The sequence below is a fragment of the Sphingopyxis sp. C-1 genome, assembly GCF_001047015.1.
Taxonomy (GTDB): Bacteria; Pseudomonadota; Alphaproteobacteria; order Sphingomonadales; family Sphingomonadaceae; genus Sphingopyxis.
Genome location: NZ_BBRO01000002.1, coordinates 812,856 through 829,078 on the forward strand (window position 1 = coordinate 812,856; position 16,223 = coordinate 829,078).

At 65.4% G+C, this 16,223-nt stretch carries 17 protein-coding genes; 6 read left to right on the forward strand and 11 right to left on the reverse strand.

Annotation, left to right across the window (positions count from 1 at the left end; genetic code table 11):
• Positions 1-84: 84 nt before the first annotated feature.
• From ybaL to SC1_RS18505, 7 genes are all read right to left on the reverse strand, one after another.
• Positions 85-1,722, reverse strand: coding sequence for a YbaL family putative K(+) efflux transporter (gene ybaL / locus SC1_RS18480; protein ID WP_062185830.1), 1,638 nt, complete (start codon positions 1,720-1,722; stop codon positions 85-87).
• A gap of 75 nt (positions 1,723-1,797) precedes the next feature.
• Positions 1,798-3,843 carry a bifunctional diguanylate cyclase/phosphodiesterase gene (locus SC1_RS18485; RefSeq protein ID WP_238586778.1) on the reverse strand — a complete coding sequence of 682 codons (2,046 nt, stop codon included), beginning with the start codon at positions 3,841-3,843 and terminating at the stop codon, positions 1,798-1,800.
• 105 nt (positions 3,844-3,948) lie between these two features.
• Complete coding sequence (locus tag SC1_RS18490) at positions 3,949-5,769, reverse strand: ABC transporter ATP-binding protein/permease (protein ID WP_062185832.1); 1,821 nt, start codon at positions 5,767-5,769, stop codon at positions 3,949-3,951.
• A gap of 103 nt (positions 5,770-5,872) precedes the next feature.
• Entirely contained in the window at positions 5,873-6,022 is a 150-nt protein-coding gene (locus SC1_RS22310) for a hypothetical protein (RefSeq protein ID WP_193749220.1), read from the reverse strand.
• A 104-nt stretch (positions 6,023-6,126) separates the two neighbouring features.
• Positions 6,127-6,684, reverse strand: coding sequence for an LptA/OstA family protein (locus SC1_RS18495; protein ID WP_062186980.1), 558 nt, complete (start codon positions 6,682-6,684; stop codon positions 6,127-6,129).
• A 14-nt stretch (positions 6,685-6,698) separates the two neighbouring features.
• Positions 6,699-7,337 carry an LPS export ABC transporter periplasmic protein LptC gene (lptC, locus tag SC1_RS18500; RefSeq protein WP_062185834.1) on the reverse strand — a complete coding sequence of 213 codons (639 nt, stop codon included), beginning with the start codon at positions 7,335-7,337 and terminating at the stop codon, positions 6,699-6,701.
• An 18-nt stretch (positions 7,338-7,355) separates the two neighbouring features.
• On the reverse strand, positions 7,356-7,973 hold the full coding sequence (locus SC1_RS18505; RefSeq protein WP_062186983.1) for a ribonuclease D: 618 nt from the start codon (positions 7,971-7,973) through the stop codon (positions 7,356-7,358).
• A gap of 262 nt (positions 7,974-8,235) precedes the next feature.
• On the opposite strand from SC1_RS18505, the gene SC1_RS22595 reads away from it, so the two are divergent.
• Positions 8,236-9,030 (forward strand): cold-shock protein, encoded by a 795-nt coding sequence (locus tag SC1_RS22595; RefSeq protein ID WP_062185836.1) that lies wholly within the window; start codon positions 8,236-8,238, stop codon positions 9,028-9,030.
• Between the two features lie 422 nt (positions 9,031-9,452).
• Here SC1_RS22595 and SC1_RS18515 read toward each other — a convergent pair whose 3' ends face one another.
• The 4 genes from SC1_RS18515 to SC1_RS18530 form a co-directional block, all read right to left on the reverse strand.
• Positions 9,453-9,914 (reverse strand): Dps family protein, encoded by a 462-nt coding sequence (locus SC1_RS18515; RefSeq protein ID WP_062185837.1) that lies wholly within the window; start codon positions 9,912-9,914, stop codon positions 9,453-9,455.
• A gap of 114 nt (positions 9,915-10,028) precedes the next feature.
• Positions 10,029-10,595 carry a TMEM165/GDT1 family protein gene (locus SC1_RS18520; RefSeq protein ID WP_062185839.1) on the reverse strand — a complete coding sequence of 189 codons (567 nt, stop codon included), beginning with the start codon at positions 10,593-10,595 and terminating at the stop codon, positions 10,029-10,031.
• A gap of 32 nt (positions 10,596-10,627) precedes the next feature.
• Complete coding sequence (locus SC1_RS18525; RefSeq protein ID WP_062185841.1) at positions 10,628-10,957, reverse strand: hypothetical protein; 330 nt, start codon at positions 10,955-10,957, stop codon at positions 10,628-10,630.
• Positions 10,958-11,020: 63 nt separating this feature from the next.
• Positions 11,021-11,665 carry a GGDEF domain-containing protein gene (locus SC1_RS18530; protein WP_062185843.1) on the reverse strand — a complete coding sequence of 215 codons (645 nt, stop codon included), beginning with the start codon at positions 11,663-11,665 and terminating at the stop codon, positions 11,021-11,023.
• 189 nt (positions 11,666-11,854) lie between these two features.
• Here SC1_RS18530 and purE point away from each other — a divergent pair, with 189 nt between their 5' ends.
• The 5 genes from purE (at position 11,855) to SC1_RS18555 (ending at position 16,192) form a co-directional block, all read left to right on the forward strand.
• Entirely contained in the window at positions 11,855-12,352 is a 498-nt protein-coding gene (purE, locus tag SC1_RS18535) for a 5-(carboxyamino)imidazole ribonucleotide mutase (protein ID WP_062185845.1), read from the forward strand.
• Positions 12,353-12,356: 4 nt separating this feature from the next.
• A complete protein-coding gene (locus tag SC1_RS18540) occupies positions 12,357-13,430 on the forward strand; it encodes a 5-(carboxyamino)imidazole ribonucleotide synthase (protein ID WP_083435994.1) in 1,074 nt (357 codons plus the stop codon).
• Positions 13,427-13,918, forward strand: coding sequence for a dihydrofolate reductase (locus SC1_RS18545; RefSeq protein WP_062185847.1), 492 nt, complete (start codon positions 13,427-13,429; stop codon positions 13,916-13,918). Before SC1_RS18540 ends, SC1_RS18545 begins: the two co-directional genes overlap by 4 nt.
• A 4-nt stretch (positions 13,919-13,922) precedes the next feature.
• The gene (locus SC1_RS18550) at positions 13,923-15,104 is read left to right on the forward strand and encodes a dipeptidase (RefSeq protein ID WP_062185848.1); all 1,182 of its coding nucleotides are present in this window, start codon (positions 13,923-13,925) and stop codon (positions 15,102-15,104) included.
• A gap of 158 nt (positions 15,105-15,262) precedes the next feature.
• Entirely contained in the window at positions 15,263-16,192 is a 930-nt protein-coding gene (locus SC1_RS18555) for a bifunctional riboflavin kinase/FAD synthetase (protein WP_062185850.1), read from the forward strand.
• The last annotated feature ends 31 nt before the right edge of the window (positions 16,193-16,223 follow it).

A 16,223-nucleotide genomic window follows, 5' to 3' on the forward strand; every position in this document is an offset into this window, starting at 1 on the left:
CGGGGGAAGCCCCGGACTCATCTATTGTGGCGGCAAACGCCCTGCTCGCGATCCCCGCGAAAGCGGGAATGACGAAAATAGGCATCAAGCCAAAGTCAGCATCGCCCGCTCGGCCATTCGCGATGCGGTCTCGCGCTCGGCCATCACGACATGGTCGGCGCCGCGGCGCACCAGATCCTCGACTTCCTCGTCCGAATGCGCGCGCGCAACGATCACCAGCTTCGGATTGATCGCCCGCGCGCGCCGTACGATTGCGCCCGCCTCGACCCCTTCGGGAATCGCGATCAACAGCGTCGCCGCGGTGTCGAGCCCCGCCTGTCGCAATATGCTTTCCTTCGTCGCATCGCCAACGATCACCGTCGCCCCAGCCTCGCGCGCCGAAGCCGCCATGTCCTTCTGGTCCTCGATCACCGTCAGCCCCTCACCGCGCCCGCAGATCAGGCTGCCGATATGGCTGCCGACGCGGCCATAGCCGATCAGCACGACCCCGGCGTTGCACGGCGCGGGCGCATCCTCGCCCTCTGCCTCGACTTCCTCCGGCTCTTCGGAGCGCATGCGCTTTACCGCGAGCGAAAAGAGGATCGGGTTGAACAGGATCGACAAGAGCGACCCCGCAAGGATCAGGTCGCGCCCCGTCTCGGGCAGCACTTTCAGTCCGACGCCGAGCCCCGCGAGGATGAACGAAAATTCGCCGATCTGCGCGAGGCTGACCGACACCGTCAGCGCGGTCCCCGAATTGTGACCGAAGGCACGGACGAGCGCGAAAGCGGCGACCGATTTGCCGACGACAATGATCGCGACCGTCGCGAGCACCGGTCCCGGTTGCTCGATCAGCACCTTGGGATCGAACAACATGCCGACCGAAACGAAGAAGAGCACCGCGAAGGCATCGCGCAGCGGCAGCGTTTCTTCGGCCGCGCGTCGCGACAATTGCGTCTCGCCAAGGATCATGCCCGCAAAGAAGGCGCCGAGCGCGAAGCTCACGTCGAAGATCACCGCCGCCCCAAATGCGACTCCCAGCGCGATCGCCAGCACCGCAAGCCGGAACAGCTCGCGCGACCCCGAATGCGCGACCCAGTGGAGCACCCACGGCAGCACGCGCCGCGCGATCACGAACATGAAGGCGCCGAAGCCGACGACCTTGACGAGCACGATGCCCGCCGACTGGAGCAGCCCAGCTGAGCCCCCCTCATCGCCGCGATCGCCGAACATCGCGGGCAACAGCACGAGCGCGAGCACCATCACCAGATCCTCGACGATCAGCCAGCCGACCGCGATCCGCCCCTTTTCGGTCTCGACCATATCGCGCGCCTGCAGCGCGCGCAGCAGCACGACGGTCGATGCCACCGACAGTGCCAGCCCGAACACCACGCTGCCCTCGACCGACCAGCCGAGCCACAGTCCGAGCATCATGCCAAGCGCGGTCGCGACCGCAATCTGCGCGATCGCCCCCGGCACCGCGATCCTGCGTACCGATAGCAGGTCTTTCAGCGAAAAATGGAGGCCGACCCCGAACATCAGCAGGATCACGCCGATCTCGGCGAGCTGCAGCGCGAGCCCAGTGTCGGCGACGAACCCCGGGGTGAACGGCCCGACCATCACCCCCGCGAGCAAATAGCCCGCGATCGGCGAAATTTTCAGCCGGTGCGCCAACGCCCCCATCAGGAACGCCACGCCCAGACCGGCGACGATGGTTCCGATCAGGCTGGTGTCATGCGGCATAGCCCCTTGCGTAAAGGGCGCGGGCGCAAGGGGTCAACCCAAGGCAAGTAATTTAGTTACGATTTGTGGTCCGAATCAGGCTGCGCACTCCCGGCCGGGCGCGTCACTCTGTTCGGCGCCAGCCGGAACCGAGCGCCCCGGACGGCCGATCAGAAAGCCCTGCGCCTCGTCGCAGCCTTCGCGGCGAAGTACTTCGAGCTGTTCTGCCGTCTCGATCCCCTCGGCCAGGATCGGGATCGACAGGCTTTTGCCGAGCGCAAGCACCGCACGCAGAATCGCTGTCGACTGGATATTGCCCTCCAGCTCGGCGGCAAAGAAGCGGTCGAGCTTGATCTTGTCGAACGGAAAGGCGCGCAGCGTCTCCAGCGACGAATAGCCGGTGCCGAAATCGTCGAGCGCCACTCCGACGCCCAGCGCCTTGATCTGACGCAAAACGTGCAGCGCACGCTCGCGATCGGCGATGATCGCGGTCTCGGTCAACTCGATCTCCAGCCGCCGCGGCGGAAGCCCGGTGTCGAGCAATATCTGGTGGAACAGCCGCGGCAGGTCGACATGCGCAAGCTGCAGCGGCGACACATTGACCGCGACCTTCGAGGCGTGCGGCCACGCCGCCGCATCGGCGCAGGCGCGCCGCATCACCCATTCGCCGAGGGTCAGGATAAAGCCGTTCGCTTCGGCGAGCGGGATGAACACCGTCGGCGGGATCGGCCCGCGCACGGGGTGCGTCCAGCGCAGCAGCGCCTCGTAACCCGTGACCTCGCCCGTCGTGACCGATGTCTGGACCTGATAATGGACGTCGAGCTGATTGCGATCGATCGCGCCGCGCAGATCGGTGGCAAGCTCGCGCTGGTCGCGGATCGCCTCGTCGAGCTGCCAATCATAATGGCACGGCGCGGTCGCGGCGTCGGCCTTGGCGCGATACATCGCAAGGTCGGCGTTGTTCGCGAGCATTTCGGCCGTCGCCGCATCGTCGGGAAAGACTGCCACGCCGATGCTTGCGCCCAGCCGCGCCTCGAATTCGGGAAAGATCATCGGCGTCTTCAGCTCGGCGTCGAGCCGGGCCGCGAACGCCCCCAACTGCGCGCGATCGGTAAAGCGCGTCAGCGCGACGAACTCGTCGCCGCCGAGCCGCGCGAAAAATTCATTATGGCCCAGCGTATCGCGCATCCGCTGCGCAATCCGCGCGAGTACCTCGTCCCCCGCCTTGTGGCCGTGAACGTCATTGATTTCCTTGAAGCGGTCGAGGTCGATCGCGCATAATCCGACGCGCTCTCCCTTCACGATCGCCCCGCCGATCTGCCGCGTCAGTTCGGCGCGAAAAGCGACACGGTTGGGAAGCCCGGTCAACGCGTCGGTCATCGCCATATGGGTCAGCTCGCGCATCGCGTCGGAGCGCGTCTGGCGATCGAGCATCGCGGCGAAGACGCCTGCCGAGATCACAATCCCGCCGACGAGTACCGTCGCGAGCGCCAGCGCGCTGAACTCCGCCGGACGCAAGGGCGTTTCATCGAGCGCCATTGGCGTAATCCGCATCGCTGTCATCGCCAGAAAATGAAGCGAGGCAATCGCGAGCACGATCAGCAACGTGGCCAGCGGCACACGATATCGCACCTCGCGGCTGGTACGGAGCACCGTCAGCGCGGCCGCAGCAAAGATCATGCCGCAAATCACCGCCGCGGCGACATAGGCATCGTCCCAAGCGACGATGCCATCGACGCGATAGGCGGTCATGCCGGTAAAATGCATCGCCGCGATGGCCCCGCCGAACAGCGCCCCGCCGATGGTGCCATAAACCTCGTCCTTGCCCCACGCCGCGACCGCGAACCCGACGAAGGAGCCGACCATCGCGACCATCAGCGAGGTGATGGTCAAGACGGGATCGAGCGTCACCGGCGCCTTCGCTTCAAACGCCAGCATGGCGACGAAATGGGTGCACCAGATCGTCGCGCTGGCGGCGACCGCGACCAGGAAAGCCCAGGCGATCCCCTGCTTTCGCTCGGCGTCGCGCGCGCGTTCGAACATCTGGACGATCGCAAAGGCGCCGACGCAGCAGATCGCGACCGCCAGCGCAACGAGCCACGGATCGTGGTCGATCGCGATACACATCGCCAGCCTGATCAAAATCCCACCTTTCGCCTTGACGTCCGCCCATGGGACGGACTGGTCCCCAAAAGCGCCAATTGGCGGGAATCACTTACAAAATTGTAAAGACGGTAACCGGCAAACTCAGGCGTCGACAGTGCCCTCGTCGCGCTCGGCCTGCTGCCGCGCCCACATGTCGGCATAAAGCCCGTGCATCGCGAGCAACTGGTCGTGCGTCCCCGTCTCGGCGACGCGCCCGCGCTCCAGCACGATGATCCGGTCGGCGTTGACCACGGTCGACAGGCGATGCGCGATCACCAGCGTCGTGCGCCGCGCCGCGATGCGTTCGAGCGTATCCTGGATCGCCGCCTCGGTCCGGCTGTCGAGCGCGCTGGTTGCTTCGTCGAGGATCAGCACCGGCGGGTTCTTGAGCAAAGTACGCGCAATCGCCACCCGCTGCTTCTCTCCGCCCGACAGCTTGAGGCCGCGTTCGCCCACCTCGGTATCATAACCCTGTGGCAGCAGCGCGATAAAGCCGTCAATCGCCGCTCCCTCCGCCGCCGCCGCGATGGCGTCGGCGCTCGCGCCCTCCCGGCCATAGGCGATATTATAGCCGATGCTGTCGTTGAACAGCACCGTGTCCTGCGGGACGATGCCAATCTCCGCGCGCAAGCTTTTCTGTGTGACCTTGGCGATATCCTGCCCGTCGATCAGCACGCGTCCGCCCTGCGGATCATAGAAGCGGAAGAGCAGCCGCGCGATCGTGGACTTGCCCGCGCCGGAGGGGCCGACGATCGCCAGCGTCTCGCCGGCGCCGACGGCAAAGCTGACGCCGTTCAGGATCGTCCGGTCGGGCTCGTAACCAAAGACGACATTCTCGAACGCCACCGCTCCGCCGTTCACGACGAGCGGCCACGCATCGGGCGCGTCGGCGATCTCGGGCGGCGTATCGATCAGGCGGAACATCGCCTCCATGTCGATCAGCCCCTGACGGATCACGCGATAGACCATGCCGAGCATGTCGAGCGGGCGGAAGAGCTGGGCAAGCAAGGTGTTCACCAGCACGACGTCGCCGACCTTATATTCGCCGATCGACCAGCCCCACACGGTATAAGCCATCGCGCCCGCGAGCGCGGCATTGGTAATCAGGCTCTGCCCGATATTCAGCCAGGCAAGGCTGTTTTCGCTCTTCACCGCGGCGCGCGCATATTGATCCGCGACGTCGCGATAGCGCGCTTCCTCGCGCTCCTCGGCGCCGAAATATTTGACCGTCTCGTAATTGAGCAGGCTGTCGACGCTGCGCCCGATCGTCAGCGTGTCGAGATCGTTCATCCGCGTACGCAGCGCATTGCGCCAGTCGGTCACCTTGCGCGTGAAGATGATGTAGACGACGACCATCAGCGCGGTCGCGCTCGCAAGGCCAAAGCTGAACTTGGTCCAGAAGATGATCAGCACCGCGGCGAGTTCGACGATCGTCGGCGCGATATTGAACAACAGGAAATAGAGCATCGTGTCGATGCTCTTCGTGCCCCTTTCGATCACCTTGGTGACCTCGCCCGTCCGCCGCGCGAGGTGGAAGCGCAGGCTCAGCGCGTGAAGATGGCTGAAAGTCGCGATCGCAAGCTCGCGCGTCGCATCCTGCCCGACGCGTTCGAACACGACATTGCGAAGGTTGTCGAACAGCACCCCTGCAAAGCGCGCACCGGCATAGGCGAGCACCAGTCCGATCGCCAGCGCCACGCCCTCTTCCATCCCCGGCGCCATCCGGTCGATCGCGGCGCCATAGAGGAAGCCCATCGATAGCTGCACGCCCTTTGACGCGAGCACGACAAGCCCCGCGATGACGATGCGAACCTTCGCTTCTGCCTGCCCCGCCGGCCACAAATAGGGGAAGAAACGCCGCAGCGTCGCAAGGACGGGCGGTTCGCGCGAGGCTTCGGCGGAAGTGGAGGTGTCAGGCGGCATGCGCGCCCCATGTAGGGGCGCGACGCCGCAACGCCAAGCGGCTCCTGGCGCTTACGGGCTTTTCAACTGATCCGTCGTCACGGCGATGTGAATTCGGTGACGACTACCGCGACTCGCGATACCCCGCGTGACGGATGATACGGTCGATCAGGCGGCGTTCTTCGGATGTCGGCGTCGGCGCGATCGCGGCCGGGGGCTCCTGACGGCGGCCGAACAGCGGACGTCGGGGCGGGACGATGGGGGAAAAGCGCATGGGGACGGCTTTCGACTATGCGGCGTCGCCCCCCGGCTCCGCTGGTGATCTGGTCCCAAATCCTAGGTGCAGGCGCGTGGTTGCAACCGGGTTAAAGCAGTTGGTTACTGCTTTCTTTCCGGTACCGTGAAGGTGCCGGTGACGCGCCCGCCCGTGCCGCCCTGCACCGGATTGCCATCGGGGCCGCGCGCAGCACCGCGCCCGTCGACCGTCGCGCGGCCGCTGCTCAAGTCGATGACCAGCCGTCCGCCGCGCAGATTATTGCCCCGCTGGCGCAGTTCGACATTGCCGACCATCGTGATCAGCCGCCGGTCGAGATCATAGATCGCGACATTGCCCTTCGCCGTCTCGTCGCCCTTGACCACCGTCACGCCGCCGGTCGCGTCGAGCCGGTTGACGTCGGTGCCCCCGCTGCGCGTGTAGGCGACCGTCATCCGCGGCGCGGTGACTGTCAGCCCCGCCTGCGTGACGCGAACATTACCGGCAAGGACGACGCGGTCGGCGCGATCCTGCACCTCGATGCTGCCCGCCGCGAAATCGACTGGCGCATTACTATTGTGATTGGCGAGCGCCTGCGCCTGCGCGGCATCGCCGCCGCCGGCCGACAGGATCGCAAGGCTGGTCAGCGCAAAGCCCGCGCCCGCAAGCGCCGTGCTCTTCATCGTCCAAAGCCGGTTCATTTGAGCACTCCCTGATTGATCCTGAGCCGCGCATTGCCCTGCAGGCGCACGACCCGCTGGTCGAGGTCGGCAGACAGTTGGTTCGCGGAAAACTGGCCGATGTTCAACGCGCCGTTGACACCGTCCTGCCCGACAAGGCTGCGCGTCTTTAGGTCGACCGCGACATTGCTCGCATCGATCCGGTATCCGTTCGCGCTGCGCACCTGCACCAGCCCCGGCACCGCGACCTTTTCGGTGTCCATATTATAGGCGCTTTCTTTCGCGACGATCGTCGCCGGCCCGTCGTTGAGCCGGATCGCTCCAGACAGATCGGTCATGCGCACGATCGGCTCGGCAGAACTTTTCTGAACCGCGCTTCCCGCAAGCAGGGCGAAGGGCTGCCCCTTTGCGTCCTGGCCGCGATATTCGGCGCGCGTCACCTTCATTCGCTCGCTGGCCATATCGACCTTGTCCTTGGCTAGCAGGAAGCTGATCTCGGTGCGCTGGGTGAAGGGCGAGAAGACGAGCACCGCGGCGACCACACCGATCACGAGCGGCAATCCATAGCGCAGGATACGCACGACGCGGTCGTGGTTCGACCCGCTCGCCGCCCACATGCGGCGCATAGTGCGGTCAAGATCGGCGCGTTCGGACATGGTCTTCGCGAATCACTCTCACGTATGGGCAAAAATATCGACTTCGGGCCAACCCGCGAGGTCGAGCGCGGCACGTGTCGGCAGGAAGTCGAAACAGGACTGCGCCAGTTCGGTGCGCCCCTCGCGTGCCAGACGCACGTCGAGGATATTCTTCATCGCGTGCAGGAAGCGCACGTCGCTCGCGGCATAGTCGCGCTGCGCGTCGCTGAGTTCGGCAGCGCCCCAGTCGCTCGACTGCTGCTGCTTCGACACTTCCTGCCCCAGAAGTTCGCGGACCAGTTCCTTGAGCCCGTGGCGGTCGGTGTAGGTGCGGACCAGCTTCGACGCGATCTTGGTGCAATAGACCGGCGCCGTGACGACACCGAGCGCCTGTTGCATCGCCGCGATATCAAAGCGAGCAAAATGAAATAATTTCAACCGGTTGGGATCAGTCAATATCGCCTTCAGCACCGGCGCGTCATAGCTGCTGCCGGGCTTGAAGCGGACAAGATGTTCGTCGCCCGATCCGTCGCTGATCTGGACGAGGCACAGACGGTCGCGCAGCGGGTTCAGACCCATGGTCTCCGTATCGATCGCGACCGCACCGGGACCCAGTGCGCCCTCGGGCAAATCTTCTTCGTGGAAATAGACTGTCATGCAGCCCGCCTTAGGCCAAGCGGCCTTGCCGCTCAATGACTGGTTTTCGCGACCGTGCCGGGGCCCCTCCAGCCTGCGGCAAACCGTGCAAAATTCCGCATCACCTTTGTGAAATTTTCTGTTCGCAGCCTGTGGATTATTAGGCTATATCTTACGCCCTTGGTGGCATGGGGCGAGTCCGTGCCTGTGGTGAACTGCGTCCCCGTCCGGCGCAATGAGCCGGTTGAATGGGGTGTGGACGACCGAAAGCGACTAATAGACTATGAGTTTCAACAAGGATCGGCGCGGCCAGCGTGGACGCGGCAAGCGCGATGATTTTGGCAATTTCGACAGCTTCGAACCTGCACCCTATGGCGGCGACAGCTACGGCGGCGGACGTGGCGGTTTCGGCGATCGCGACCGCGGCGGCTTTGGCGGCGGTGATCGCGGCGGCGGCTTCGGCGGTGGCGACCGCGGCGGCTTTGGCGGCGGCGATCGTGGCGGCGGCGGCGGTTTCGGCGGCGGACGTGGCGGCGGCATGCCGGCGCAGGTCGTCGGCGAAGGCCAGGGCACGGTGAAATTCTTCAACGCGGCGAAGGGCTTCGGTTTCGTTGCTCGCGACGACGGCGGCGAAGACGTGTTCGTGCACATCAGCGCGGTCGAACAGGCAGGTCTCCAGGGCCTCGCCTCGGGCCAGCCGCTGGGCTTCACGCTCGTCGAACGCAACGGCAAGGTGTCGGCCATCGATCTGAAGATCGAAGGCGAACCGATGCCGATCGAGGAATTCGCTCCGCGCCAGCGTGACGATCGCGGCCCCGGCGGTGCGCCCGGCGGCGCCCGCGGCCGTCGTCAGCTGACCGGTGAACGCACCTCGGGCACCGTCAAATTCTTCAACACGACGAAGGGCTTCGGCTTTATCGCGCGCGACGACGGACAGGCCGACGCCTTCGTCCACATCAGCGCGGTGCAGCGCGCCGGCATGGCGGGCCTCGACGAAGGCGACCGCGTCGCGTTCGACATCGAAGTCGACGACCGCGGCAAGTTCGCGGCGGTGAACATCCAGCCGCATCAGGACTGATCGGCCGGACAACCGGACAAATGAAAAGGGCGGCTCTAGGGCCGCCCTTTTTTGTTTGGAGTCGCGGGCCGAAACGACCGGCGGAAATCGACCGGAAGCTGACCTTAAGCTCCTCCCTGCGGCGCAGCCGTGGGGAGGGGGACCGCCGCGAAGCGGTGGTGGAGGGGCCCGGGACGGTGCGCCAGAAGCCCCTCCGTCAGCGCTGCGCGCTGCCACCTCCCCATCGCTTCGCGACAGGGAGGATATTACACTTCGTCACCCCGGACTTGATCCGGGGTCCCGCTTGATTTCGAAGGCCGGTCGATGCGCGTAAAAGCGGGATCCCGGGTCAAGCCCGGGATGACGGAAGTGGGGGCCGGGATGACCGCTCACCACCCCAAAGCCCCCCCCTCCCTCGCAAGCGAGAGAGGTGACGGCCGGGATCAATATCCCAGCGTCGCCTCCAGAAACCATATCCGCTGCTGCGTCTCGTCGGCCCAGCCGTCGACAAGTCCGCTGGTTGCGATATCGCCATCGGCTTCGGCGGCCGCCTTCACCTCTTTCAATTGCGCGAGCAGGATTTTGTTGTCGCCTGCAAGCGCGCGGATCATCGCCTCGGCGCCCACGCCCGCGGCATCATCGTCGCGGATCGACGCGCGGCGGCTGACGTCGCCGATCGAGCGCAGCGTCGGCGCGCCATTCTTGCGCACGCGCTCGGCGATAAGGTCGGTCGTCGCGAAAATCTGGGCCGCCTGCTCGTCGAACAACAGGTGCAGTTCGCGAAACTGCGGTCCCTGGACGTGCCAGTGATAATTTTTCGTCTTCAGATAGAGCGCGAAACTGTCAGCGAGCAGCGCGTTCAGCGCATCGGCGACGGCGGGAGCGTTGTTATTCTTGTCGGACATGGGAGCATCCTTTCTGTTGTCCCGCCGATATAGCGAAGCGGCGCGCCGCTTTCCCATTGAACCTTTGGGTAAGCTTCATCGACAAAAACGATGAAACGCATTCGTACGGACAATCTATCCGATCAGTCCGAACGCTCCCAGCGCGGTTCGTATTCCCCAGAGGGTCAGGATCGCCGCCGCAAACCAGCGCAGATTTCGCGCCATGCTGCGTTCGGCGAGCGCTGGGCCGAACGCGAGGAAAGGCAACATTGCGAGCACCCAACCGACGAACCCGCCCGCCGCCGCCCATTGTCCTGCACCGCTCGTCGCGGCGAGCGCGCCGATCAGGAAATGACTGCGGTCGCCAAACTGGTTCACCAGCATCCGGCCCGCGAGCATCGCGGGTGACGCATCGACGGCGCCCGTATCGACCGCCGGTTTCATCCGCCACAACAAGGCGACTGCCGCCGACAGCATCGCCAGCGCGACGAGCAAGGCGGCCACGCCCTGGCCGATCATCGCATTGGCGACCGCACCCGCGATCGCCGCGACGACGGCATTGATGATAAACGCCCCGAAAGCGATCACGACCGTCACGCGCCGGTCGCCCCGCGCGCCGAGCAGCCGCGATAGCGCGATCCCGCTACGCCCGTCGGCATTGGCGAGCAGCACCGCCACCAGCGCAAGCATGATTGCATCCATGACGGCAGGTCTGAAGCGTCAGGCGGAAGCGGTCAATGACCGAGGCGCACCGCAACCGATGCCAGCCAGGCCTCGTGCGCCGCAGTGGAAAGCGTTCCCCGCGGCACCGCCGCAGCATCGCTCATCGCGTCGAGGTAGGTCAGGATCGCGGCGCGATAGCCGCCACCCGCAACCGCCGATTCGAGCCGGCTGGCGAGCGTTTCCACTGCGGCAAAGCCGTTATCGCGCGCGAGGCAGCGGATGTCGTCGATCCCCTGCACGATCTGCGCGAGTGCGCAATGCGGCAACGCTTCGGCGAGCGCCCCGATTTGTCCGGTAATCCGGTTCTGAATATCGAGATATGGGTCGGTCTGGTTCCGCATCGTCCACCCCCTGTTCGTATCGGGAACGATGCGCTTTTTTGGTTAACGCGCGGTTAGCGGCGGTCAGCGATGGCCGGGAAGGCCGCCCAGTCCCTGCTTGCTGCGATACATGTCGCGGTCGGCGGCGGCCAATATGTCCGATTCGGTCATCCCCGTCTGCAGCACCGCGATCCCGAAGCACGCCGACAGCGCAATTTCATGCCCGTCATATTCGGCCGGGGCCGCGGTCAGCACGGCACACAGCCGGTCGACCTGCGCGCGCGCGCCATCCTCACTCGACTGGTCGAGGATCAATCCGAATTCGTCGCCGCCGATGCGCGCCGCGACGTCGGTCGCGCGGATCGAGCTGGCGAGCCGCTTGGCGATCTCCATCAGCGCGAAGTCGCCCGCGGCATGGCCGAAACTGTCGTTGATATATTTGAGCTGGTTGACGTCGATGAAGACGACCGCCGCGCGTTCGGCGTGGCGTTCGAAACGCGCCATGCGATGATGGATCGCGGTCAGGAAATAGCGGCGATTGAACAAAGGCGTCAGCGTATCGCGCTCGGACACGCGTTCGAGCTCGGCGACGGCGATCTTCAATACGCGGTTCTCGCGGCGCAATGCGTCACGTTCCCGGCGTATTTCACGCAGTTGGTCCTCGATGGAGTCAACAGCGACGGTCCCGAAATGGTCGACCGCCAGCCGCGCCCCCCCTACGCTATCCATGCCTTGTCCCCGGCGCGCCCTACCCTCCGCCAGCCGGATGCCGACGGATATCGTGCAACAACCCTAGCCGCGACTTGATACCAATCGGTAAACGCGAAAGCATCAATTGCGCGGCGTTGCCCGCAGGCCAAGCAGTCGCTAGGGGGAATGCGGCGGCGATTCATCGCGGCCCACAGGAGGGATCGGGTGATGGGCGATAGCGCGCCGCAAGTCGGTGTGATCATGGGCAGCCAGTCGGACTGGCCGACGATGGCGCACGCGGTCCAGATCCTCGAAGAGCTGGGCATCACGCATGAAGTGCAGATCGTCTCGGCGCATCGCACCCCCGATCGCCTGGTCGCCTATGCGAAGAGCGCAGCGGAGCGCGGGCTGAAAGCGATCATCGCGGGCGCAGGCGGTGCAGCACACCTGCCCGGCATGGTCGCTTCGATGACGCGCGTTCCCGTGTTGGGCGTTCCCGTCCAGTCGGCGGCACTCAGCGGCGTCGACAGCCTCTATTCCATCGTCCAGATGCCCGGCGGCATTCCCGTTGCGACCTTCGCGATCGGCAAGGCGGGCGCGACCAACGCCGGCCTGTTCGCCGCAGCGCTGCTCGCAAACGAAAACGCGGCCCTCGCCGACAGGCTTGACGGCTGGCGCGAGGCGCAAACGAACAGCGTCGCCCCCACTCCGGTTCGCGAGGGCTGACCCTTTGCTGCCACCCGGTTCGACGATCGGTATCTTGGGCGGCGGCCAGCTCGGGCGCATGCTTGCGGTCGCGGCGGCACAGCTCGGCTACAAGGTCCATATCTATGCGCCCGACGCCGAAAGCGTCGCTGCCGAGGTTACCGCCCACCACAGCCAGGCCGCATGGGACGACGAGCCGCGCCTCGCCGCCTTTGCCGCAGCGTGCGACGTCGTCACCTATGAGTTCGAAAATGTACCCGTCGACACGGTGCGCTTCCTCTCGGGCCACGTGGCCGTGCGCCCCGGCGCCGCCGGGCTCGAAATCGCGCAGGACCGGCTGACCGAAAAGAATTTCGTCGCCGGGCTCGGCGGACGCCCCGCGCCTTTCGCGGCGGTGCCGGGCCGCGCATCGCTCGATACGGCGCTTGCCGAAATCGGTGCACCCGCGATCCTCAAGACAGTGCGCATGGGTTATGACGGCAAGGGGCAGGCGCGTATCATGACCCCCGCCGACGCCGACGCCGCGTGGGACGGCATCGACCGCCATGCCGCGGTGCTCGAAGGCTTCGTGACCTTCGCGCATGAATTCTCGGTCATCCTCGTGCGCGGGATCGATGGCGAGGTCCGTTTCTGGGATAGCTCCGTCAACATCCACGAAGGCGGCATCCTCGCAACCTCCAGCCTGCCGCCACCGCAAATCGTCGTCGACCAGCAGGACGAAGCGCGCGCGCTAATGGCGCGGATCGCCGAAGAGCTCGACTATGTCGGCGTTCTCACCGGCGAATTTTTCGCCACCGCCGATGGTCCTGTCTTCAACGAAATGGCGCCGCGCGTCCACAACAGCGGCCACTGGACGATCGAGGGTGCCGTCGCCAGCCAGTTCGCGAACCATATCCGCGCGGTCGCCGGGCTGCCGCTCGGCAGCACCGCAACGCGCGCGCTGCCCGTGACAATGCGCAACCTGATCGGCGGCGATATCGCGGACATCCCCGCACTGCTCGCCGACGAAAACTGCCACGTCCATCATTACAGCAAGACCGAGGTGCGCGAGGGGCGCAAGCTTGGTCACGCCACTTGGGTTGGAGCCGCTCCCGCATGAACCGTCCCGAAATCACGCTGATCCTCGCGCGCGCCGCCAACGGCGTGATCGGCGCTGACGGCAAGATGGCGTGGCACCTCCCCGCCGATCTTCGCCGCTTCAAGCAGCTCACCATGGGCCGGCCGATGATCATGGGGCGCAAGACTTTCGACAGCCTGCCCGCCATCCTCGAAGGCCGCCGCCACATCGTCCTCACGCGCGATCCCGACTGGCAGGACGAAGGCGCCGAGCCCGTGGCGACGATCGAGGAGGCGCTGAAGCTCGCGAATGCGCCGCATGTGATGGTGATCGGCGGCGCCGAAATCTATCGCCTCTTCCTGCCGCTCGCCGACCGCATCGAACTGACCGAGGTCGCGCTCGAGCCCAACGGCAACGCGGCGATCGACTATCCCGCCGCCGCCGACTGGCGCGAGATTGCGCGCGAAGATCATCCCGCCGACGACGCCGGCCGCCCCGCGTACAGTTTCGTCACGCTGACAAGGAAATAGGCCCATGCGTCGCTGGTTGATCGGCATATTGCTCGTTGTCGCGGTTGCCGCGCTCGCTTTCTTCACCCTTGCGCCCGGCATTCTCGAGCGCGGGATGAACAAGGTCGACGGCAAGCCGCTGCCGGCGGTCAGCGAACGAGCCAGGGCGCTTCACCAAACGCTGACGATCGTCGACCTGCACAGCGACACCCTTCTCTGGAAGCGGAACATTCTGGACCGCGCCGAGCGCGGGCATATGGACCTGCCGCGGCTCGAAGACGGCAACGTCGCGCTGCAAATCCTCGCCAGCACGACCAAATCGCCCAAGGGCCAGAATTACGACGCGAACGGCGCCGATACCGACAATATCACCGCGCTGGTGATCGCCCAGCTCCAGCCGATCCGTACCTGGAGCTCGCTGCTCGAACGCTCGCTGTGGCACGCTGAAAAGCTGCACCGCGCGGTCGCCGCATCGGCGGGCAAGCTGCGCGCGGTCGATACGCCAGAGGATATCGACACATTGCTCGCCGACCGCCGCAGCAAAGTGCCGCCCGTCGGCGCGATGCTCAGCATCGAGGGACTGCACGGCCTTGAAGGCAAGCTCGCGAACCTCGACAAGCTCTATGCCGCCGGCTTCCGCATGGCGGGGCTCACCCATTTCTTCGACAATGATCTCGCGGGATCGATGCACGGCCTCAAAAAGGGCGGGCTCACCCCGACCGGGCGGCAGGTTGTCGCGGCGATGGAAGCGAAGGGCATGATCGTCGACATCGCGCATTGCTCGAACGCCTGCGTCGCCGACATCCTTAAGATCGCGCGCCGCCCGGTCGTCTCCAGCCACGGCGGGGTGCAGGCGACGTGCAAGGTCAACCGCAACCTTTCAGACGAACAGATCAAGGGGGTCGCCGCGACCGGTGGGCTCATCGGCATCGGCTATTGGGACGCCGCGGTCTGCGACACCTCGCCCGCGAGCGTCGCAAAGGCGATGAAGCATGTCCGCGACCTCGTCGGCATCAATCACGTCGCGCTCGGCAGCGACTATGACGGCGCGACGACCGTGCGTTTCGACACGTCGAAGCTGGTGCAGGTAACGCAGGCACTGATCGACGCCGGTTTCAGCGACGACGAAGTCCGCGCCGCGATGGGCGGCAACGCGATCCGCGTGCTCAAGGCGGGGCTCGTGCCGCTCACCCCGCCAGCAGGCTGAGGGATGGCCTTGCTTCCCAAAACCGTTCGCCCTGAGCTTGGCGAAGCCTGTCCTGAGCGCCTGCAAGGCAGTCGAAGGGGGCCGTTCTTCCTTCTAGCGCCGTCGAAGAATAGAACAGTGCTTCGAAAAGCTCAGCACGAACGGGGAAAGAGCAATCGATGATCCGCCTCGACGGCCACGACCGTATCGAGGGCGATCTGCGCGGCGGCGTGATCGCACTCGGCAATTTCGACGGCTTCCACGCGGGACATCAAGCGGTCGTCGGCCGCGCGGTGCGCCACGCGCGCGACGAGGGCCGCCCAGCGATCGTCGCGACTTTCGACCCGCATCCGGTACGCTTTTTCAAACCCGACGTCCCGCCCTTCCGCCTCACGACACTCGCCCAGCGGCTCGAACTGTTCGCTGCGGCGGGTGCCGACGCGATGCTCGTTCTGCCCTTCGATGCGACGCTTGCCGCAACGACGGCCGAGGATTTCATCACCGGGCTGTTGCTCGATCGTTACGGTGCTGCGGGCGTCGTCACGGGCGCCGACTTCGTCTTTGGCAAGGGCCGCGGCGGCAATGTTGTCACCCTGGCCGATCATGCCCGCCGCCTTGGCTTCTTCACCGAAATGGTCGCGCCCTTGGGCGATAGCGCAGAGGTAATCTCGTCAAGCCGCATCCGTGAAGCATTGCAGGTGGGCGACTGCGCCGCCGCGACGCGCCTGCTCACCCGGCCGTTCACCGTGCGCAATGTCGTGCAGCATGGGGACAAGAACGGCCGCCTGCTCGGCTTCCCGACCGCAAACCTCGAAATGGGCCAATATCTGCGCCCGCGTTACGGCATCTATGCCGTCACTGGCCGGCTGCCCGACGGCTGCGTTCTGAAGGGCGCCGCGAACCTCGGCATTCGCCCAAGCTTCGATCCGCCCAAGGAATTGCTCGAACCGCATTTCTTCGACTTCGCCGAAGATCTTTACGGCCAGGAAATCGACGTCGCCTTCCACGCCTTCATCCGGCCCGAGGCGAAGTTCGACAATATGGACGCCTTAATGGTTCAAATCGCTGTGGATTGTGACGCGGCAAAGGCGCTACTGGCGGACATCTGACCCTCGCCGCGAGAGGGGCGACAAGGGGGAA